The sequence below is a fragment of the Pleionea sp. CnH1-48 genome, from assembly GCF_024124665.1.
Classification (GTDB): domain Bacteria; phylum Pseudomonadota; class Gammaproteobacteria; order Enterobacterales; family Kangiellaceae; genus JAMXSB01.
Map to the genome: position 1 here is coordinate 1 of NZ_JAMXSB010000015.1, position 21,783 is coordinate 21,783.

20 protein-coding genes are annotated in these 21,783 nt (G+C 43.4%); 11 read left to right on the plus strand and 9 right to left on the minus strand.

Features of this window, described 5'->3' with window-relative positions; all coding sequences use genetic code 11:
• Window positions 1-139 precede the first annotated feature (139 nt).
• From dxs to NH399_RS20580, 3 genes are all read right to left on the minus strand, one after another.
• Window positions 140-2,005 (minus strand): 1-deoxy-D-xylulose-5-phosphate synthase, encoded by a 1,866-nt coding sequence (gene dxs / locus NH399_RS20570; RefSeq protein WP_253043081.1) that lies wholly within the window; start codon window positions 2,003-2,005, stop codon window positions 140-142.
• 71 nt (window positions 2,006-2,076) lie between these two features.
• Entirely contained in the window at window positions 2,077-2,967 is an 891-nt protein-coding gene (gene ispA, locus NH399_RS20575; RefSeq protein WP_253043082.1) for a (2E,6E)-farnesyl diphosphate synthase, read from the minus strand.
• A gap of 3 nt (window positions 2,968-2,970) precedes the next feature.
• Window positions 2,971-3,204 (minus strand): exodeoxyribonuclease VII small subunit, encoded by a 234-nt coding sequence (locus NH399_RS20580; RefSeq protein WP_253043083.1) that lies wholly within the window; start codon window positions 3,202-3,204, stop codon window positions 2,971-2,973.
• Between the two features lie 447 nt (window positions 3,205-3,651).
• Between NH399_RS20580 and pomA the strand changes: the two genes are divergently transcribed.
• Both pomA and NH399_RS20590 read left to right on the plus strand, forming a co-directional pair.
• Window positions 3,652-4,413, plus strand: coding sequence for a flagellar motor protein PomA (gene pomA, locus NH399_RS20585; protein WP_253043084.1), 762 nt, complete (start codon window positions 3,652-3,654; stop codon window positions 4,411-4,413).
• Window positions 4,414-4,419: 6 nt separating this feature from the next.
• The gene (locus NH399_RS20590; RefSeq protein WP_253043085.1) at window positions 4,420-5,349 is read left to right on the plus strand and encodes a flagellar motor protein MotB; all 930 of its coding nucleotides are present in this window, start codon (window positions 4,420-4,422) and stop codon (window positions 5,347-5,349) included.
• Here NH399_RS20590 and NH399_RS20595 read toward each other — a convergent pair.
• The gene (locus NH399_RS20595) at window positions 5,346-5,609 is read right to left on the minus strand and encodes a terminase small subunit (RefSeq protein ID WP_253043086.1); all 264 of its coding nucleotides are present in this window, start codon (window positions 5,607-5,609) and stop codon (window positions 5,346-5,348) included. The two genes, NH399_RS20590 and NH399_RS20595, sit on opposite strands and share 4 nt — an antisense overlap.
• A gap of 255 nt (window positions 5,610-5,864) precedes the next feature.
• Between NH399_RS20595 and NH399_RS20600 the strand changes: the two genes are divergently transcribed.
• From NH399_RS20600 to NH399_RS20625, 6 genes are all read left to right on the plus strand, one after another.
• A complete protein-coding gene (locus NH399_RS20600) occupies window positions 5,865-6,710 on the plus strand; it encodes an ABC transporter ATP-binding protein (RefSeq protein ID WP_253043087.1) in 846 nt (281 codons plus the stop codon).
• On the plus strand, window positions 6,703-7,491 hold the full coding sequence (locus NH399_RS20605) for an ABC transporter permease (protein WP_253043088.1): 789 nt from the start codon (window positions 6,703-6,705) through the stop codon (window positions 7,489-7,491). The genes NH399_RS20600 and NH399_RS20605 overlap by 8 nt, the downstream gene beginning before the upstream one ends.
• Window positions 7,492-7,516: 25 nt before the next feature.
• Entirely contained in the window at window positions 7,517-7,975 is a 459-nt protein-coding gene (mlaD, locus tag NH399_RS20610; RefSeq protein ID WP_253043089.1) for an outer membrane lipid asymmetry maintenance protein MlaD, read from the plus strand.
• 197 nt (window positions 7,976-8,172) lie between these two features.
• Window positions 8,173-9,852 carry a glutamine--tRNA ligase/YqeY domain fusion protein gene (locus NH399_RS20615; RefSeq protein WP_253043090.1) on the plus strand — a complete coding sequence of 560 codons (1,680 nt, stop codon included), beginning with the start codon at window positions 8,173-8,175 and terminating at the stop codon, window positions 9,850-9,852.
• A 246-nt stretch (window positions 9,853-10,098) separates the two neighbouring features.
• Window positions 10,099-11,172: a sensor histidine kinase gene (locus NH399_RS20620; RefSeq protein WP_253043091.1), complete on the plus strand. Its 1,074-nt coding sequence runs from the start codon at window positions 10,099-10,101 to the stop codon at window positions 11,170-11,172.
• Between the two features lie 8 nt (window positions 11,173-11,180).
• Window positions 11,181-11,978 (plus strand): LytTR family DNA-binding domain-containing protein, encoded by a 798-nt coding sequence (locus NH399_RS20625; protein WP_253043092.1) that lies wholly within the window; start codon window positions 11,181-11,183, stop codon window positions 11,976-11,978.
• Window positions 11,979-11,996: 18 nt separating this feature from the next.
• Here the strand turns inward: NH399_RS20625 and NH399_RS20630 are convergent, their stop codons facing one another.
• On the minus strand, window positions 11,997-12,797 hold the full coding sequence (locus NH399_RS20630; RefSeq protein ID WP_253043093.1) for a hypothetical protein: 801 nt from the start codon (window positions 12,795-12,797) through the stop codon (window positions 11,997-11,999).
• Between the two features lie 308 nt (window positions 12,798-13,105).
• Between NH399_RS20630 and NH399_RS20635 the strand changes: the two genes are divergently transcribed.
• Complete coding sequence (locus tag NH399_RS20635; protein ID WP_253043094.1) at window positions 13,106-13,882, plus strand: SMI1/KNR4 family protein; 777 nt, start codon at window positions 13,106-13,108, stop codon at window positions 13,880-13,882.
• A gap of 30 nt (window positions 13,883-13,912) precedes the next feature.
• Here the strand turns inward: NH399_RS20635 and NH399_RS20640 are convergent, their stop codons facing one another.
• From NH399_RS20640 to NH399_RS20655, 4 genes are all read right to left on the minus strand, one after another.
• Window positions 13,913-14,737 carry a MipA/OmpV family protein gene (locus NH399_RS20640; RefSeq protein ID WP_253043095.1) on the minus strand — a complete coding sequence of 275 codons (825 nt, stop codon included), beginning with the start codon at window positions 14,735-14,737 and terminating at the stop codon, window positions 13,913-13,915.
• A 90-nt stretch (window positions 14,738-14,827) separates the two neighbouring features.
• Window positions 14,828-15,304 (minus strand): transcription elongation factor GreB, encoded by a 477-nt coding sequence (gene greB / locus NH399_RS20645; protein ID WP_253043096.1) that lies wholly within the window; start codon window positions 15,302-15,304, stop codon window positions 14,828-14,830.
• Window positions 15,305-15,401: 97 nt separating this feature from the next.
• Window positions 15,402-17,975 (minus strand): ExeM/NucH family extracellular endonuclease, encoded by a 2,574-nt coding sequence (locus tag NH399_RS20650; RefSeq protein WP_253043097.1) that lies wholly within the window; start codon window positions 17,973-17,975, stop codon window positions 15,402-15,404.
• 285 nt (window positions 17,976-18,260) lie between these two features.
• A complete protein-coding gene (locus tag NH399_RS20655) occupies window positions 18,261-18,452 on the minus strand; it encodes a hypothetical protein (RefSeq protein ID WP_253043098.1) in 192 nt (63 codons plus the stop codon).
• Window positions 18,453-19,610: 1,158 nt separating this feature from the next.
• On the opposite strand from NH399_RS20655, the gene NH399_RS20660 reads away from it, so the two are divergent.
• Both NH399_RS20660 and NH399_RS20665 read left to right on the plus strand, forming a co-directional pair.
• Window positions 19,611-21,422 carry a DUF1631 family protein gene (locus NH399_RS20660; RefSeq protein WP_253043099.1) on the plus strand — a complete coding sequence of 604 codons (1,812 nt, stop codon included), beginning with the start codon at window positions 19,611-19,613 and terminating at the stop codon, window positions 21,420-21,422.
• Window positions 21,409-21,762, plus strand: coding sequence for a PilZ domain-containing protein (locus NH399_RS20665; protein ID WP_253043100.1), 354 nt, complete (start codon window positions 21,409-21,411; stop codon window positions 21,760-21,762). Before NH399_RS20660 ends, NH399_RS20665 begins: the two co-directional genes overlap by 14 nt.
• Window positions 21,763-21,783: the final 21 nt, after the last annotated feature.

A 21,783-nucleotide genomic window follows, 5' to 3' on the forward strand; every position in this document is an offset into this window, starting at 1 on the left:
CTTCAAAAAAGTGGACTATGCCGATTAGAAATTGGAAAGCGGCCTTAAATCATTTTATGATTGTTTTTGATGGCCGCTTAGATGAATATATGTGAACTGGCAGATACACAGAATAATTTACAGGGTCGGATAAGCTGGCTTAGTTTGTTGTCCAAGTCCGCAGTGTCTCGGTAATAGCATCTGATGTTAAACCTAAGCGTTTCATCAGATCCGCGTGATCACCATGTTCAACAAAGAGGTCAGGCAAGCCAATATTCTTTACTTTGACTGATAGGCCTTTATCGAGAATATATTCGTTCACAGCACTTCCTGCCCCGCCACTAATGGCGTTTTCTTCCAACGTTACGATGGCATCGTGAGTGCCTGCAAGCTCAGTGATCAATGCACCATCAATGGGTTTGATAAAACGCATATCAGCAACCGTCGCATCAAGAGTTTCACCCACTTCTTTTGCTGTTTCTAACATTGAGCCAAATGACAAAATTGCGATCTTTTGTCCACTTCGAATAAGACGCCCTTTACCTATCTCGAGCGCTGTCATGGTTTGCTCTGGTGTCACACCTGTGCCCGCACCACGAGGATAGCGCACGGCAGCGGTACCTTCGTATTGATAGCCTGTGTAAAGCATTTGACGGCATTCGTTCTCGTCGGCAGCAGCCATAATGACCATGTTAGGAATGCAGCGAAGATAACTTAAATCAAAAGCGCCATTGTGAGTCGCTCCATCACCACCGACCAAACCACCACGGTCAATAGCAAACAAAACATCCAGATCTTGTAAGGCGCAATCATGAATCAATTGATCATAAGCGCGTTGCAAGAAAGTCGAATAGATTGCAACTACGGGTTTGACGCCTTCGCATGCCAAGCCAGCAGCGAGGGTGACACAGTGTTGTTCGGCAATACCTACGTCGTAATAGCGCTCTGGGTATTGTCGCGAAAATTCAATAAGATCGGAGCCTTCGCGCATGGCAGGGGTGATACCGACAAGACGTTCATCTTCAGCGGCCATATCACAGAGCCATTGACCAAAAATATTCGAATAGGTCAGCTTTTTCTTACCACCACTGGGCAAGGAATCCTCTTGAGGATTAAAAATAGGTACGCCATGGTAAGCAATGGGATCTTTTTCGGCGGGTTCGTAGCCTTTCCCTTTCTTGGTAACCACATGCAAAAACTGTGGGCCTTTTAGCTGCTTCATATTACTAAGGGTTTGCACCAAAGCTTCAAGGTTATGGCCATCGATAGGACCAATATAGTTAAACCCTAATTCTTCAAACAAAGTGCCTGGCAACATCATGCCTTTCATGTGTTCTTCGGCGCGGTGTGCCCATTCAGAAATGGCAGGCATGTTCTTAAGAACTTTTTTGCCACCTTCTTTGATCGACGAATAAAAACGTCCCGATAAAATTTTGGCGAGATAGTTATTAAGACCACCGACATTTTCAGAAATCGACATGTCGTTGTCATTCAAAATGACCAGCAGATCGGTGTCGGTATCGGATGCGTGATTCATCGCTTCAAAGGCCATACCGGCCGTCATAGCTCCGTCGCCAATGACTGCAATTGCTTTGCGATCAATACCTTGTTGTTTCGCACCGATGGCCATGCCTAAAGCGGCGCTAATGGAGGTGCTGGAGTGACCGACTGCAAAAGTGTCGTACTCGCTTTCGGTACGTACCGGGAACGGATGCAACCCATCTGTTTGGCGAATGGTTTCCAGGCGCTCGCGGCGACCTGTTAGTACTTTATGTGGATATGCCTGATGGCCAACATCCCAGACAATACGGTCTTCGGGAGTATTGTACAAATAATGCAGAGCGATAGTCAGTTCAACGGTTCCGAGGCCCGCTGCAAAGTGTCCTCCACAGCGACTGATGGTATTAATGAGGTAGCGGCGGAGTTCTTCGGCAAGCAAAGGTAACTGCGTTTCTTCCAACGCCCGTAAATCGGCAGGACTATCGATCATTTTTAAGAGTGGATAATCTGCAATATTGGCATTCATTGAACGGTTGAACTCCATTGATTTTCTGTTGGCAACGATTTTTGGCTAAATCGTTTATAAATTGCCCAAAATTAACTGTCGCGGTTAATAATGTGTTGGGCGAAGTATTCTAAGAGCTGCGTATTATAAGGCAAGTTTTCTAAGGCCTCTAACGCTTCTTCAACTTGAAGTTGCGCATGACGCTTGGCACCATCGAGCCCCAACAGTGCTGGGTATGTTGCTTTGTCGGCTTCTTGGTCTGAACCTTTAGGCTTGCCAAGCTGCTCGGTGTCTCCTTCGATATCCAAAATGTCGTCTTTAATCTGAAAAGCCAGCCCAATTGCTTTGCTGTAGCGAGACAATGCCTGCTTAATATGGCTGTCATTTTGACCGCTGCACAGATAGCCGAGTTCAACCGAGGCCGATATCAGTGCCCCTGTTTTCATGGTGTGCATGGTTTCAAGTTCTGGCAACGACAGTTGCTGGCCTGTTGCAGCCAGGTCAATGGCTTGTCCACCACCCATACCCAGTGAGCCACTGGCATGAGCCAGCAGAGCAAGCATTGGAATACGGTTGTTTTCTGCCTGAGCTGAGAATGCGCCATTGATCATCAGATCAAAGGCATGGGTTTGCAATGCGTCACCTGCAAGTACCGCAGTGGCTTCATCAAACTGGATATGGCAGGTAGGGCGTCCACGACGTAAGTCATCATCATCCATGCAAGGCAAGTCATCATGGACTAATGAATAGGCATGAATCAGCTCAACTGCCATGGCGGGGATATCCAGATCGTCGTTATGAGCCGAAAAAATATGGCCTGTTGCATAAGTAAGCAGTGGACGCAGGCGCTTGCCAGGATTGAGAGCGGCATAGCGCATGGCTTCATGTAGCCTGGTTGGTGTGATGGTCGCAGCAGGTAAATGGCTTTCTAGACACTGTTCAATACGAGTTCGAAACTCGCTTTTAAAAGACTCAAACGACATGAATTATTCTTCTGTAGGGCTGGCAAAATCGTCAAGCTGTTGATCATTAGACAGGACTTTGACTCGCTGGCGCGCATTGTCGAGCATTTGCTGGCAATTTTGGGTGAGTTTTACGCCTTCTTCGAAGTGCTTAAGCGCTTCGTCCAGTGACAACTTACCTTGCTCCATTGTCTCCACTATATTTTCCAGCCGTGACAGTCGCGTTTCGAAACTATCCTGGGTTGGTTCTTTAGTCATTCAGTTATTTCCTGCTTCAAAGTTATCTCGTTTAAAACGAGGGGGCCTATTGTCGCTCAAAATGGCGCGGAAGAAAACCGAATCTCGAGTGGGGATTTTGGGCGATGAAAAAGAGTTAACTAACTATAATTTCAACAAAAGGTCAATAATCGGTGTTCAGCAGTAGTGTTTGGTGTCGCTGGAATACGTCAGAATTTCGATTATTTTCAGCAAGATACTGGAAACTGTCTTAAAACTGACTAATCTTTTCATTAAAAGCACTGCAAAGAAACAGCTGGGCTTTTTGGGGTTTGCTTTACGAACTGAATGGTTTCTAACTGGCGCACGTGGTGTTGCACCAACTCTCCCTAGACAGGCAACCCCGAGTGCTTGGTAGTCAAGTGTATGCGTGCCTTGCTGTTCTTGGATTCAAATAAGACAAAGAAGATGAAAGAGGCTATTTAACAGGTGGATATAGCAACTCTGGTAGGTTTGGTTGGCGCGGCCGGGATTGTCGCTATGGCAATGGTTCTGGCCGGCGGATTTGCTCAGTTTATTGATGTAGGCTCCATACTTATTGTGGTGGTTGGCAGCCATTTTGTGGTGATGGGGCAGTTTCCTATGGGGAACTTTGTCGGCGCTGCAAAAGCTGGGCTAAAAACACTCACTTTTAAATCGCCTAACTGTGATGAAATTATCGCCAAGGTGGTTGAGTTAGCCGACTTGGCTCGCAAAGGAGGATTACTATCTCTCGAAGGCGCAGAAATAGAAGATCCTTTTTTGAAGAAAGGAGTCGGCCTGCTTGTCGATGGGCATGATGGCGAAGTGGTTAAAGCGATCCTCAGTAAAGATGTGCAAATGGCATCAAAACGTCATGAGCAAGGAAAAGATATTTTTAAAGCCCTGGGCGATGTGTCTCCTGCGATGGGGATGATCGGTACTCTGGTTGGATTGGTAGCCATGTTAGGTAATATGGATGACCCCAAGTCTATTGGCCCTTCTATGGCGGTTGCGTTATTAACCACGCTCTATGGTGCGATGATTGCCAACATGATGGCCATTCCCATTGCAGAGAAATTGGGCAAACGTGATGAAGAAGAAAAAGTTGCCAAAACTTTGATGATTGACGGTTTGCTTGGTATTCAGGCGGGGCAAAATCCACGCGTTATCGAGCAGGTTTTACATGGTTATCTGGCTGAATCCAAACGTCCTTCTGGCGATGATGGATAATCGCTCATGAGTGACGAAGAAGAGTGTAATTGCCCTCCCGAAGGACTCCCCGCTTATATGGGGACCTTTGCCGATCTTATGTCTCTGTTGATGTGTTTCTTTGTATTGTTGCTAGCGTTTTCTGAAATGGACGTACTTAAGTTTAAGCAGATCGCTGGCTCAATGAAATATGCCTTTGGTGTTCAAAACAAAGTGGAAGTTAAAGACATTCCCAAAGGTACTAGTGTGATCGCACAAGAGTTCTCTCCAGGCAAACCCACCCCTACGATGATCGAATCCATCATGCAACATACGGTAGAGATCACCAAAGAAACACTGGATTTTGATGAAGCCACTGAAGAAGAGCCGGATCAAGGTGAAGGCTCAGAAACCAATACCGGCATGGGCGAAAGTTCTGACGTGGGAGAAGGTGAGCAAGCTGCTATCGAAGAAGCCGAAGAGCTAGCAAAAGATATAGCGAAAAAAATGTCGCAAGAGTTGGCTTCGGGTCAAGTTGAGTTGTTGACCAATGGTAAGCTGGTTGTTATTCGGATCCGCGAAAATGGTTCTTTTGGTTCTGGCTCGGCACGGATTAAACGAACCTTTTTGCCAGTAATTAATAAGATAAAAAATATTTTGCTCGAAACCGATGGTGAGGTGCGAGTTGCTGGACACACTGACAATATTCCTATCGATACTGATCGTTTTCGATCGAACTGGGAATTGTCTGGTGGACGTGCTGGTTCTGTGGTTCGTGAACTGTTGCGTTCTGGAGAGCTGGAGCGAGATCGTTTTGTTATTACGGGCTATGCTGATACCAAACCGTTAGCTGATAATGCATCGGCAGACGGGCGAGCAAAAAACAGACGAGTAGAAATTGTCATTGTTCAAGGTGATCCGCCACCGAGCCAAGTACTGGATGTAGATAAAGAAGAAACAACAGAAGAAGAAAATTAAGCTTCGCCGGGATGATTTAGATGGTTACTTTGGAGCCAGGCCTTCACTGCGACCAGGTCAAATTCCCACTCATTGCCATGGTTGCCTGTTTTTAACACGGGCATACCGGACTTTAACCAAACCTCCAATTGAGCCCGGTTAATGTCGAGCACCGAGATAAGGTGGTTTTTGCCTATAATTTTGTCCTGCCAGTTCGACTTTTCAGTGGTTGGACGATGGCTTCTGCGTTTTGCCTGACGTAAGTAGTTTGAGGTTTTCATAATGTAACTTCGCTTGTTTATTAATAGATCAATAGCTCAAAAAACAAACCAGATCCAGTGACCCAATGGGGATTTTGAGGCATTGGTCAGCAAAAAAGTTTGTAGTTTGTTACATAAATATGCAGGATAAAATAAAGTGTTTTGTGAGAAGATAGCGCTACCTTATTCTTTCTAAAAGAGTTTGTTTCTGTCAGTAGTTACAAACATAGATGGCAGCCCTTTGAGGCTGAAAATAAAACCATAAAGAACAGAAAAATGACCACAACCGACGACCAAACAGCGCCAGGCATCATCAAGATTGAGCAGCTCACCACGCATTATGGTGAGCGTCAGATTCTCGATGAGTTAAATCTTGAAGTGAACCGAGGAGAAGTGTTGGTCATTATGGGAGGTAGTGGTTCTGGTAAAAGCACGTTGCTCAGAACCATGCTGGGGCTCAACAAAGCGACGTCAGGTTCTGTGGATATCATGGGGATTGACGTGGTGAATGCCAATCGTAAGCAGCTTTACCAGTTACGTCGAAACATTGGGGTGGCTTTTCAGGGCGGGGCATTATTTGGTTCCATGTCACTGATTGAGAATGTCCAGCTGCCGCTTCGAGAGCACACCAATCTGGATGAAAATACCATTCGCATTATGAGTCGCCTGAAGCTGGATATGATGAATTTATCCGGTTTTGATGACTTGATGCCATCTGAGCTATCTGGTGGCATGATTAAGCGTGCCGCGCTAGCCAGAGCGGTTGTGATGGACCCAAAGTTATTGTTCTTTGATGAGCCTTCTGCTGGGCTCGATCCCGTTGTTGCAGCAGAGCTAGACGAGTATATTCTGGAGTTGAAACAAGCAATGGATATGACCATTGTTGTTGTGACTCACGAGTTAGAAAGTGCGTTTCGTATTGCAGACCGTATTACCATTCTCGACAAAGGCAAAATGGTGATCACGGGAACCGTTGATGAAGTGAAACAAAGCCAGGATCAACACGTGCAGAATCTGCTCAACCGTCGTGCCGCTCGCGATCCGATTTCTCCTGACGAATATTTGGACCTATTGACCCGAACCAAAGCCAGTCGACCAATTCCGGGACGTATCCATGATTAATATGATTAGCCGATTAGGGCAGAGTGTTATTTATAACTGCGAGCAGGCGGGTTATCTGACGTTGTTCCTATTGCGTGCCCTTGGTCGAATGTTTAGCTGGCCTATCAAGCTTGGGCCGATTATCAAGCAACTGCATTTTATTGGTGCTAAATCGACCTTTGTGATTGTAACCGCCAGTTTAACCATAGGTTTGGTCTTGGGGCTGCAACTTTATTATGAGCTGAACAAGTTTGGCGCCGTTGATCGCTTAGGCACCGTGGTTGCGCTCAGTATGATTCGCGAGATGGGGCCTGTTGTGACCGCTCTGATGGTGATTGGTCGGGCAGGTTCTGCAATGTGCGCCGAGGTAGGCATTATGCGTACCGACGAACAACTGGACGCCTTGGAATGTATGGCCATTGATCCTTATCGTTTTTTAATGGTCCCTAAATTTTGGGCAACCATCATTTCGTTACCTTTGTTGGTAGCTATCAGCGATGTGGTTGGCATTCTGGGCGGGTATGTTGCGGGCGTCTGGATTTTTGATGTGCCTTCAGGTGCCTATTTTTATGGCATGTATTCGTCCGTTGATTGGGTCGATATTAATATGGGGCTGGTGAAGTCTTTTGTTTTTGGTTTGATCATCGTGTGGATATCAACGGGCAAAGGTTTCTTGCTTCATCTGGATCGCGAGGGCTCTTATGGGGCTGAAGGCGTAAGTCGTATTACCACTCAGGCGGTAGTACTGGCATCGATTTCTGTATTGGTGGCAGATTATTTAATCTCTGCCTTTATGATTTAACTATTTTTTAAGTTGGAAATGATTCATGAGACAACTCAAAGTTGAATTCTACGTGGGACTATTTGTTATCGCGGGAATTGCTGCCTTAGCTTATATGGCTGTTAAGATGGGCGATTTGAACCTGTTTGAACAGGATAATTCCTATCAGGTCGTTGGACGATTCACCTCTGTTTCGGGCCTTAAAGATGGCGCATCGGTTGAACTGTCTGGCGTTAAGCTGGGTAAAGTGACGTCGATTATTTATGATACTGAACGGCAAGAAGCTGTGGTTACCATGCAAGTTCCAAACACAGTAAAGTTATCAACGGATTCGATTGCATCCGTTAGAACCTCCGGAATTATTGGTGATAAATACATCAAAGTGACGCCTGGAGGCGAAGAAGATTTTATGCAAGAAGGCGACGAATTTGAGCAAACAGAGTCGGCTCTGGATATTGAAGAATTGATCAGTAAATTTGTTTTTAGTACAGGGGATGATAAATAATCTGAGTTTAGGATCAGGGTATTAAAGACCGAAAATTACCCATTCTCAGCTTTTTGAGTTCGCCTGAGGAGCTCTGTGCTTTTGAGCATGATGCATCCTACTAGAAACCTTTGTTTTTTGCGTATTCGCGCTAACCTATTCGGGCGTTCTGGTGTACACTAACAGGTTTGATGCCAATCACAGCTTGGAAGTCGTAGATGACAACAGAAACCGCAGAAAAACCTAAACATTTTATCCGTCAGATTATCGATGAAGACCTGAAAACAGGAAAACACGCATCGATCGCTACTCGGTTCCCGCCTGAGCCTAACGGCTTTTTGCATGTGGGACACGCAAAATCCATTTGTTTGAATTTTGGTCTGGCTGGTGAATACCAAGGAAGCTGTAATCTACGTTTTGACGATACGAATCCTGCCAAAGAAGAGCAAGCTTATGCTGACGCTATTGAGGCGGATGTACGCTGGTTGGGCTTTGAGTGGAATGGTGAAGTGCGTCATGCTTCAGACTATTTTGAACAGCTTTATACTTATGCGATTGAGTTGATCGAAAAAGGTTTGGCTTATGTGGACGATTTACCCGCTGATAAAATGCGCGAGTATCGTGGCACTCTGACTGAGCCTGGCAAAAATAGCCCGTCGAGAGAGCGCAGCGTTGAAGATAATCTGGATTTGTTCAAGCGTATGCGTGCCGGAGAATTCGATGATGGTGCCTATATTTTGCGTGCCAAAATTGATATGACTTCGCCAAATATGAACATGCGGGATCCAGTGCTTTATCGTATTAAACGTCAGCACCACCACCGCACAGGTGATGATTGGTGTATTTATCCTACATACGATTACACTCACTGTATTTCGGATGCGATTGAAGGCATTACACATTCGTTATGTACGCTGGAGTTTGAAGATCATCGTCCGCTTTATGATTGGGTCGTTGCTAATATTTCAATCGAAACTCGCCCCCAGCAGATCGAATTTTCGCGCTTAAATCTAGAGCACACGGTGACCAGTAAGCGAAAATTGAATCAACTTGTCACAGACAATCATGTGTCCGGTTGGGATGATCCTCGTATGCCTACGATTTCGGCAATGCGCCGACGAGGTTACACACCAGCATCTATTCGAGAGTTCTGTGAGCGCGTTGGGATCACAAAGAAAAATCACACGATTGAGATGAGCTCGCTAGAAAGTTGCGTACGCGATGATCTTGATAAGAGCGCTGCTCGTGTGATGGCCGTTCTTAAGCCGCTTAAGATTGTTATTACTAACTATCCTGAAGATAAAGTTGAAGAGCTGTCTGCGCCGAATCATCCGCAGAAACCTGAGATGGGCGAACGTACTTTATTCTTTACTCGTGAAGCTTATATTGACCAGGAAGATTTTCGTGAGTCAGCCAACAAACACTTTAAGCGTTTAGTGTTAGGTAAAGAAGTTCGTCTTCGTAATGCTTATGTCATTCGTTGTGATGAAGTTATTAAAGATGAAGACGAGAACATTGTAGAACTGCGCTGTAGCTATGATCCCGAGACCTTAGGCAAAAATCCTGAAGACCGAAAGGTAAAAGGGGTAATTCACTGGGTGTCTGCTTCTCATTCATTGCCTGCCGAAGTGCGCCTGTATGACCGCTTGTTTAATGTTGAGAATCCGGGGGCTGAAGACGATTTAGTGTCAACGCTGAACCCTGAGTCTTTAAATGTACTCACTGAGGCACGCATTGAGATGAGTGTGAAAGAGGTCGCGCCTGAGACACGCTTCCAGTTTGAGCGAGAAGGCTATTTTTGTTCTGATCGTATTGATTGTGTCGATGGCAAGCTGGTCTTTAACCGAACCGTTACCTTGCGAGATAGTTGGGCCAAGGTAGAGAAAAAGGGCGGTTAACGTCTTTGTTAGTGAGTTCAAAGAGCCTCCATTAGGGAGGCTCTTTTGTTTGTGTAACAGGAAATAAGGCTTCTAAGTGTAAGGAAAATCGACACCCAGGGCTGATGAGCCGACGCATCCGTCGAAACGAAATGTCATTGCGACTAATGCCGGGCTTGCTGGTTTATTATTCGATATAATTTTAATGAGGGCGTGTCGCATAATGTATACACAAATAAAGAAAAGTAAGACTTCAGGTTTAATTGCATGAAACAACTCAAAGATCTATTCGTCAACCGGGATTATTTGTTCTGGTTTCTCAACTTATCTGGCTGGGCTGGATGGGCGCTGACGTCGTATCTTGCTGGTCGCTATTGGGGCGTTAAATGGGGGCTTATCGATTATCGATTGGTGGGAGCGCTCATTGGATTGTTTATTTGTGTTCTTTTGCGCAGATTGTATCAACGAATATGGAACAGCAGCTTAGCGGTACGATTGATTGCTGTTTTGGCGGTTTCTTATATATGTGCGGCGCTCATGGCTGCATTCACTAATTTCTATTTATGGAATTTCCATGATGATGGCTATGTGCCGTCTTACTTTATGAAGTATTTTAAGGGCGTCACTCATATCTACTATGTATTTTTATGTTGGAGTGGCCTCTACTTTGGTTTTAAGTTTTATCAGGGAATGCAGGAAGCAACTCAAAAAGCCCTCAAAGCAAATTCTCTGGCTCATCAAGCCCAATTAAAAATGCTGCGTTATCAGCTAAACCCGCATTTTTTATTTAACACTTTAAATGCCATATCGACTTTGGTGCTAGAGCAAAATACCAAAAGAGCGAACGATATGGTCACTCGCTTGTCTAACTTTTTGCGCTATTCTTTAGATAATGATCCCATGCAAAAAGTGACCTTATCGCAAGAGATTAACGCACTCAAATTGTATTTAGGCATAGAAAAAGTTCGGTTCGAAGAACGTCTGGTATTGAGCTTTGATATTGAAGAGCAAGCGAATGAAGCTTTGATTCCCAGCTTGTTGCTTCAACCCATGGTGGAGAACTCAATTAAATATGCCATCGCTAAAGCAGAAAATGGCGGTACGATTACAATAAAGGCCAAAGTGTTTGCGCGAGAGTTGCTGTTGGAACTCAGTGATGACGGCCCCGGCATCAAGCTTGTTAATGGCGAGATACCCAATGGTTTAGGCGTCGGTGTGCGCAATACCCGTGAACGACTCAGTGAACTCTATGGTGATAAGCACGCATTTGAGTTAAGCAATCGAGTGCCAAATGGGTTACAGGTCAGTATTCGTATTCCTTACGAAAAAGAAAAAGTATAGGTGTTTTTATGATAAAAGCCGTGATCGTTGATGATGAATCTTTAGCCCGACGCGGATTACAGCTCAGACTCAAGCAGTTTGATGATATAGAAGTGATTGCGGAATGCTGCAACGGAAAAGAAGCACTACAGGCCGTTGCCGAGCATCAGCCTCAACTTATGTTTCTTGATATCCAAATGCCCGGCATGGACGGATTTGATGTTGTTAAATCCATGCAAGGCGATAACATGCCTCTCGTTATCTTTGTCACAGCGTTCGACCAATACGCTATCGAGGCCTTCGAAGTTCATGCCGTCGACTATGTTCTTAAACCCGTTGAAGAAGAGCGACTCGAACAAGCGCTTGTCAGAGCAAGAGATTATCTACAAAAAGAAGATGCCATCAGCGATAAAAAACGCCTGATGGATCTCATCACTCACATTACCGGGCAACATCCAACAGATCTCAACACCGACCTCAAAGCCGACTCTCCTGCAAAAGCTTACCCCGAAAAAATAGCCATCAAAGATCGTGGTGAAATCAGCTTTGTAAAAACTCAGGACATAGAATGGGTTGAAGCCGCAGGTGACTACATGTGTATCCACGCCAACGGTGAAGTCCACGTACTCCGCAGCACTCTCAAACAACTTGAAGGCCAACTCAATCCAACTCACTTTCAACGCATTCACCGTTCAACCATCGTCAACATGGACTGCGTCGAAAAAGTGTGTTCCCACATTAACAGTGAATATTTTTTGGTGCTAAAAGGTGGCGCTCGGTTGAAGATGAGTAGGAGCTACAAGGATAAAATTAAACACTTTCTCTGATGTGGCACTCTGTGCTCATCAATCTCTGCGTTGAAAGTGCTCATTTATACTTATAAACTGCGCGCTTTCGCCTTGACCTTGATGAGCACAGAGCGCCACAGGTCTAATTAAATCTCTGCGTTGAAAGTGCTCATTTATACTTATAAACTGCGCGCTTTCGCCTTGATCTTGATGAGCACAGAGCGCCACAGGTCTAATTAAATCTCTGCGTTGAAAGTGCTCATTTATACTTATAAACTGCGCGCTTTCGCCTTGATCTTGATGAGCACAGAGCGCCATAAGTCTAATTAATTTTCTGCGTTGAAAGTGCTCATTTATACTTATAAACTGCGCGCTTTCGCCTTGACCTTGATGAGCACAGAGCGCCACAGGTCTAATTAAATCTCTGCGTTGAAAGTGCTCATTTATACTTATAAACTGCGCGCTTTCGCCTTGATCTTGATGAGCACAGAGCGCTACAGGTCTAACTAAATCTCTGCGTTGAAAGTGCTCATTTATACTTATAAACTGCGCGCTTTCGCCTTGATCTTGATGAGTACAGAGCGCCACAGATCTAATTAAATCTCTGCGTTGAAACTGCTCATTTATACTTATAAACTGTGCGCTTTCGCCTTGACCTTGATGAGCACAGAGCGCCACAGGTCTAATTAAATCTCTGCGTTGAAAGTACTCATTTATACTTATAAACTGCGCGCTTTCGCCTTGATCTTGATGAGCACAGAGCGCTACAAGTCTAATTAAATCTCTGCGTTGAAAGTGCTCATTTATACTTATAAACTGCGCGCTTTCGCCTTGATCTTGATGAGCACAGAGCGCCACAAGTCTAATTAATTTTCTGCGTTGAAAGAGTTCATTTATAAGCCGTGTTCTACCATTTTTTCTTGGATGAACAAGCTACACTGAGCTAGTTAGAGTTTCTCTATTTGAATTGATTTTTTGAAGTTTATATAATGAATTATATTCAGGATGAATAACGATATAAGCCAGTGAATTAGGCGTAGTATGAGTAGGGCTATATTTCGGAAGGACTGGCTCAAAATATAATAGACAGAAGAATATCTTGATGATATCGAGAGTTGTTGCCACTGCTCGTTTCGAATCTAAATTATTTTTCGGGTGACCTTATCGTGTACGAAAATGAATTAAAAGAAATAGAATCCATTATTGGTAAAGCCTTACCAATAGAGTTTAAGACTTATGTAAATAAATTAGAAGATGACTGGTTGGAGCCTAGTTATTCTTTTCCTCTAAAAGAGCCGACACCTTTCGGCAGTGGAGTGATCGAAAGCTTATTTGTTCCAGTCGCTGAGTATTTAGCAGAAGACGAGTTTTTTGAGCTAGGAATGTTGTGTATTGGAAATAATATGTTTGGCTGTGGAGTCTACTTATCAATGCGAGAGGAAGATTTTGGTGCTGTATATTATTGGGATCATGAACAACGATGTTTTTGGGAGGATGAGGTTTTCTATCGGATGTTTCCTAATTTGTCCGAAGGTATCGCTAACTATTTGGAGCTTAGAAAAAAGAGGAAAGTACTGCAAGAGGGTGAATCTCTTGTGAGCTTTTATAAGGCCGCTGACTCATTTGTTGAATTTATTGATTGTTGGGAGCCTATGGATGATGAGAGCGATGAAGAAATCAGTGATGACTATAAGGCTGTATTAGAGTTAGTTCAGCAAAACACTCTTGAAGGGGGCAAAAAAGTTATTAGTCAGTTTGGTAAAAACTACTTGAGTGACTACCAACATAACTTATGCGAGCTGGCTGCTATCTTTAATGCTGTGAATTGCCTGGATTATTTTATTGAGCAAGGACTAGAGACAGGAAATGCTTTCACTTTTGCAGAAAATAATAACCATACTAAAATTCTAGAGCTTCTAAAAACAAGAGGTTTGTGCCCATAGGTTTCTCAGGAGTGGTAAGCTGTTTATAAATTATAGCTTTGCCGACTCGAATACCCAGGCGACGGCCAGACCCACATAAACATTGTCCTTTTGTCTAACCAAAGGGCTATCGATAAAGGTTGCGTTCTCAAGCGAGCGGTGACGGGCAAAGGTGCCAACCCAAAAGTCGCCGCTGCGATAGGTGAGCCCCACGATAAATTGGTACCCGCCAAAACCTCGATCAGCCTCATAAGCTGGGCGTTCTGTTGTCGCGAAATCTGGCGCAACGGAGTAATAAAAGTCATGGAAGTCTTTGTTGGAGTGATACAAGCTTGTTATGGTTGTGAGTTGCCATTTATCGCCATTTACATACCAATCTTTTTCGGTTCTAAACGTTGGGCTTAGTTGCCAACCGCTGTAATCAAGATAACTGAAGTCAGTTGTGATGGCTATTCTTAGAGGGAACTCAAAGGTCGCTGAGAAGCCTTCTTCATGAATCCACTTATAGTTGATTGCTGGGCCAGTTTGAATCAACCAATCTAAATCGGGCATGCCTTTGCGCGCATCATTTTCTTCGCTTTCAATCGGAAAAGTACCCCAAAAGCTATAGTCTAGCTCCCAGGTATCGGATTCAATGAGATGCCTTTTGGCACCCGTTTGATCGAAGGAGAATTTGTTACTTTTATAAACCAGATAAGGGAAGGGAAAGGCGACGGTTTTGGTTTGATCACTGCCCTCATAGTGAGGGACATAAACAGTCGCGACGCTCACGCCGATCTCTAAAAGCGCTTCGTCTTCAGAGAGAGAGGCATTGGCATGACTATTTACTGCGAGAGTACTGAATAATAAGCTGGCAAACAACGTTAGTGGTTTCATAGTTCATTACATTAGTGATGGTCGGGTCGCAAAATAAGGCTTTTTTTGAGCTTTGGCTAGTCGGATCACTCAGTTTTTTAATGTTGAGGACTATTTCTGATAATCTATCTTATTAATGTAGTAGACTTTCTGACCTTCTGGGGAACGAACGATCACTTCATCATCCATTTGCTTTTTTAGTAAAGCGCGTGCCAAAGGCGAGTCGATACTAATATACTCTGGTGCTATGTCGAATTCATCCGAACCTACCAGGCGATAGCTAAACTGGTTGCCGTCCTCATCTTCCAGTTCAACAAAGGCTCCAAAAAAAACACGAGATTGATCCGATGGTAAGTGTTCGACTACCTGCATTTCACTGGTGCGTTTTTGCAGGTAACGAATACGTCTATCCATTTCTCTTAGCTGCTTTTTTCGGTAGATATATTCAGCATTCTCAGAACGGTCACCTTCGGCAGCTGCGGCGGTAATCGCTTTAGTCACTTCGGGGCGTTTATTCTTCCAGAGATCGGCCAGCTCGTTTCTGAGCCGGGTTGCGCCTTCGCTGGTAATCAGGTTTGAACGAGCCATAAAAAAAATTGCCACCCTATTTCTATGGTGGCAATACTACTTTACTTGCAATGGGAGTCAAGAGGGAATCGAAGCTCTCCCTCTTGTTAAATCTCCTTTACAGATTAACCGTTTTTGATGACTCAGAACCCTTGTCATCTTTCACCGTTAAAGTTGCGGACTCAGCATTCCACCAGAAGAATCGTAGTACCAGTGGACCTACCGCCGTAAAGTCATCATTGAAAGACCACTTTGACTCAACGATTTGGCCGTCTTCGTCACTGCTTTTGCTTACGAACAAGTGAACGAACCAGAAACGGTAAACATCAAAATCTGCTTCAGGGGCTTGATTAAGGTGAGAACCAGAAAGGTTTAGCTCGATGATAACAGGATCATGGTCTGACGCACGATAGGGGCCTGCATCATACAGATTGACCTTTTGTAGATCTGTTTTGTACTCAGTGTTGTAATCCAGAGCGCGTGGCTCGTCAGCATTGATGTGCCATTCTTTAATGCCTGTCACATTCGGCGTCAGGGCTTCGCTTGATAACGCGTGATCAAGGTAGCCAGATTGTCCATAAAAGACGAATGAGTAAGTTTTTTCACCTAATTTATCTGCAATAAGATTAGTGAAACCTCTGTCTTCAATCGCTTTAATAGGGTCTTCTTTAGCGTAAGCGTTCAGGTCACCCATAATCATCTGGTTATCGGTTTCAACACCTGTTGGTTGAGTTGCTAACCAGTCAACAATAGCGTTGGATGCTTCGGTTCGTTTTTCATTCCAACAACCTTGGCCATCACCGGAATCATCGTTGGCACTGCCATCTTTTGGACAGCTGCCTTTAGATTTGAAGTGATTGACAACCAGAGTGATGTGCTCATCTGATGCCAGCTCCAAGAAAGTTTGAGCTAAAGGCTGGCGGTTTTTGTCGTCGAAAGGATAGCTGCTTAATGTAGCGGCTGAACCTGCTTCGCTGACTTTATCGGTACGATAAATGAAGCCAACAGCAATGGCGTCACTACCAAGTTGCTCAAGGCCTGGATTAACAAAACCATAGACATCGCTGCCGTAAGCCAGATTTAAGGCGTCAACTAACTCTACAATAGCACTGAATTCGCCATAGCCATCGTTCTCGATTTCCATTAAACCAATGATATCTGAGTCCATTGCTAAAATCGCGCTAACAATTTTTTGTTTCTGACGTTCAAGCTCATCGGCGTTGTCGGCGCCACGAGGTGTTGGGAATCCACCACCCTGACCGTCACCGTTAAAGAAGTTAAGAACGTTAAAGCTAGCTATTTTTAGACTACCAACACCTGGCAGTGTAGGAACACCAGTGCGCGGGTTTGCTGATTCAAAGGTGGGTGTTTGAGTTGGGTGCAAACGGTATTGATTGAAAGAGTATCCTACGACTCCTGTAAGGTTAATGACCTTGTCGCCGCTACGTAGTGTGTTGTGGGCGCTTAACTCAGGTGCTGGATATGGAATCACCGTCGGGTTTTGTTTTGTCGAAGCATCATCAACAATTAAGCGATTAAGGTTGTTTTGAGCTTGCTGCGCGATAGCATCAGCACCAGGCTTTGCTATAGCTGTTGGAACATACAAGCGGTCATTAGCTGAAACAACAAACTCACCGTAGCGAGACAGGTTGTAGTTTTCGGTAACAAATAGCGGCTCATTGAATGTAACCAGCATGCCTTCTACTGATTCCATAGCGTCAGCAGTTGCTGCTGGAAGCATGATGTTGGTTGATACCAGAGCTTCGTCAGCTGAGCCACAGTTCACAAATTCTTTTACGCTGCTTAGCTGAGTCTGGTTGTAGAATTCGCCCGCTTTGGCACGAACGCGAACAATATCACCAACGGCCAATTCTGGTGCGTTTGAGCCTGTGTAAACAAAGATACCTTCGGATGTTGTACTGTCACCATCTTGATCACTTACTTCTTCTTGCAGGTAAAAACCTTTCAATGAGTCGGCAGCTGTGAAGTTGGCAGTGACGATGGCTTCAACATTTAGTTCGCTACCTTTTAAGGTGGTTTCTGCCTGGTTGCCCTGGATTTCACTGATCAGTGTTGCAGAGTCACCACAGGAGCCGATTTCGGAGACCGGTGGTGTGTTGTCATTGTCTCCACCTTGATATTGACCAAGATCAGAAAAGTCATTTTTCTCGAATCCATCCCATTCGTTAGCTGGATCAAAGTCTGCGGTGGCATCAGTACGGCCAGACTGAACATTATTTTTGCGGCGAATAGTATTGTCTTTAGTACTCGTCAGGTCGTTGCCCCACTCAGAGCCAGGATCTACTCCTAATTGGCCGATTGAGTCGATAATGGTATCGCTTTTGGTCAAAGTGATGGCGTCATCACCATTAAACAAACCTCCGCCATAGGTTTGATTGGCGACGTCAAGAATAGCCGCGTCAGCAGAGCTATGAGCTAAAACATAAGAAGTTCCTGCGCTTAGTGAACCTGACAATTGAATCGAGGCTCCTGCAGACGTATTTCCGTTAAAAAATACATTTAATGCGTAATCATCAAGAGTGACGCTTTCGGTTCCTAAATTGGTAATTTCAATGGCTTTGTTATTGCTGCTTCCTTCAACATACTCAGTAATTAAGACGTTGGCATTGACAGCAGATGCGCCAGTGGCGAGTAGTAATGCAGCGCAAACTGGTTTGAGCTGAGTGAACATAATATCCCCTATTAAGATGTTATTCGAATAGGGGCGATCTTGGCGGAGCTAACTTACAATTAGGTGCGAAATATCTTAAATTTATTTGAAAAATATGGGTCAGTTATGTGTTGTATTTCTTAAAAGAAGGTGATGAAAAATTGACACTAGTGTGACAACACTGATGGTTGGGCTGATAACGAAATTTGACGGGCGAACTTTGTGCTTGAGAAAACATACACAAAGCACTTCTCCGGAGTTGTTATTGGAAAACTCCGGATATCGATCTGCTAATGCGCAATGACTTTATGCGACTTTGGCTTTGTCCTCTAAAGGAACAATACGGTAACCCTTAGCAATAAGTTGGTTATCCGCGATAGAAACCTCATTACATTCTTGAGATTCATTGCTTGGTAACATTATTTGACCGCATTTAGCACATCCCTTGATACTAATACGACCCTTTACATAACTAACCCAGTGATGATTCCGTGACATGTGCTGGCTCCTACAATGTAAGTATAGTTGGCATACGAAATAGCTTAGTGCAAACAAGTCTTGTATAAAATTACCGTTTTCGCTAATTCTTGTAAGAGATTTCTCAAAGAATTGTGCGTTTAATCACACAGCAAATAGGAGATATTTGCTCATGAAATGAACAAAAGTGAATAAAAATCATTGTTTAACACTAAAAAGATCGGTACCATACCCGCGCTTGGAAAAAGAGAATAATGGAATGCTCGTTTATAGGGTTGGTTTTTACACCTTAAAGGATGCTTGCTATCAAGGTGAGATAGATTTTACAAAAGCTTCTAGTGGTTCTAAATACTCGATTAATAGCTAGGCTATCTTATTGATAAATAAACACTGTTTATTGATGGAAGAGTTAAGATTGTTTTAAAAAGGCAACAAATGATTTCGGTAATGCGGAATAGCTATTATTTTTTCCAGAATTTTGAGTGGGTTATACCTGCTTAGTGAATGATAACGTTAAGGGAACTTATGTTGTCATAAAATGTCGTAGTTTGAAGTCTGTCGATACGAGACATACCCAAATTACTAATCGTTCTGTTAGTAATATATTGTCAGCGCCCAATGATATTGGTTTGCAGGAGCTTTGCCTACTTTCGCCCCAGAAGTAACAAAGAATACATCTCATTAAGCAAATACTGGGCCGATTAATGGCTGACAAATTGGATAATTACTAGCAGGTAATATACTGTATTTATATATACAAGGAGGAGTTTATGACTATTCAAGTTAAAGCTTTTACTTCGGCTCCGTCAAAGTTGCGTTGGCACCGTCGTCGTAATAAAAAAACATCAAGTAAGTAATTTGTTTAAAGAAATTAGATGTTTCTCTGTCTGAGATTTTAAATCTGCCGCTGACTTATTCCCCATCAGCAGCAGGTCTAGAGCATGCTGGTTGTGAGTATTCGCTGCCAGCCCTCAAGCTCTTTGATATTTTGAGATGAATTTTCATTTTGAGCCTATACTCAAATAAGTTGTTTTACTCTATTGCAGGCTTGTTTGGTCAGAGGCCTTCATACTAATAGAGAATAAAAGCATTAAGTTTTCTAGGGCAACAGGCCCTAATTACCAACAAAAATCTGATGTCACTTTATTGATTTGTTCTTGAGGTTTTTCAGGGCTATTTATGGAATTATTTTTTTCTCGACTTGATGGCCAAATTGAGAAGTATTACGTTACTTACCTGCGCTATTTAGACAAGGCAGATATAGAAGATGGTAGCTTTCATAAGCACTGTCGGCAGCTGCTTGATAATTGGGGAATGATAGCCAGCATTTTAAAGCAGGAAGACTTTAATCTAGAGACTACACCTGATTCATTATCTCTATGTCTTGAACGAGTGGATCAAGGCATTATTCGGTTAGGCGAAGATGAGAGCGCATGTTTTCATGCTATGGAGCCTCTCGCTGACCTATTTATACAACAATTTTTCTCATTTTTTAGAGAGGGTCTTTCACTACAAAGTTCTCTTTCTCATCTTTCTTTATGGGTGATGAAACAGTGGCTTATTGCTACAACATCCGATTCTCAACATAATTTCGAGAGCGTTCTTGAGTTCCTTGCTCGATTGATGATCCCTATTGATGCCTATTCTGGCAAAAAAATATATCAATTATTAGAAAAGTACAATGAGCTGATTGGAGCATCCATTTGGGATGGTGATTCTTCTCAGCAGGGCATTGAAGAGCTTTATCAAAAGCTGTCGAAAGAATATCAAGACTTTAACCTCGGAGTGAAGAAATTCGAGCAAAGAGTGGTAGTTTCTGAGCAGCAGACAGCACGCAATATGACCGCTCGAAAAAAAGCAGAGGATATTATTAATCAAATATTCAGTGAGCAAAGAATTCCGGAGTGGGCTTATGAGTTCTTAATGGATAACTGGACTAAACTTATTCACATCGCTTTGTTAAAGCATGGCGAACAGTCTGACGAAGCAAACAATAGCCGCAATGTTCTCAAAGAATTGTTGTGGGCTTTAACGGTTAATGATTATCAAGAGGTCCAGGAGAATTTCGCTCCACGCATACTACCGCTTAGAGATAGAGTGAGAGAGTTATTTACCAGCATTGTGGTCGGGGATTCAGTTATTGATGACTTTTTGAATCGTTTAGAGAATTTGCATATCTCAATATTAGAAGGCAATACCCAGCACGTTGAGTCTTTGATTCTGGTTAAGCATAACGAGATGAGTGAAGCTTCGATCAGTCAAAGAGAGTTAACCTTCGCATTAAGTGCATTTAGAAATGGTGTCTGGGTTAAGTACCGAAAAAACGAACAGTCAATATTCTGCCGTGTCGCAAGCAGAGATATTCAGTTGGGGCGTCTCATATTAGTTAACTATAATGGTGCCAGAGTTGATTCATTAAGCTTTGTTGAGGCAAAGAGTTTAATTGATAATAAATGTTTAACGGTAGTTTCTCTTCATAGCCATCTTGATGACAATATCAAAGAGCTTGAGTTTAGCGTTGATAGCATGATATCTGACTATGAGAAGAAAGTGCATGAAAGAAAGCAGAGCGCTATCAAGAAAAATGTGATGCAAAGAATAATGGCATCACGAAAGAACAGAATGAGTATCTTCAAAGAAAGAAAGCTTGGTGAAAAGCGAGCTCAAGAAACCAGAGAAAAGCAAATCTGGCATCAACGATTGAATGAGCACAAACAGCTTGTTGCCAGCCTTGAGATCGGCTCTATGTTCTCTATGAACACGGAAGATGAAAAACAAGTAATAATTCAGCTAGCTTTGAGACTAAGGTCTAAAGGGAGTTTGTTATTTGTTAATCATCTTGGAGTTAAAGTCAAAGAATATAGTCCAGAGGAGCTGGCAACTGACTTAACCAATGGCGTTGTTGAATTGCTGAGTTCTGCCGAGCGCACGAGCTCAACGATTGAAAATGTTGTCGCACACCAGAGAGAAAAGTTAAATGAAACAACATAGTCAAGATGATTTAAGCAACCGAAGAGCTGACGAGAGACTGGATAAGCAAAAAAGCCTGGTCTTTGATCTGTTGATAATGGGAGATGAAGGTGAGTTTAGTCAAATTCCCTGTGTGACAGAAGACTTGTCTAAAGGTGGGTTTAAAACATTAGTCCCAAAAATGTTACCGAAGGGGCTTATTGTCGAGCTTTGTTTTCACGATGAAGAACATTGTTGTGATTATTTATTGTATGCAGAGATTCGTTGGTGTCGAGAGTCTGATGAAGGATTTGAATGTGGTTTTCAGCTAATTGATGCCGCTGAATCTGATTTGCCCATGTGGATAGAATCTTTGTTTTAGAGGTAACTTTTAAATTGAATT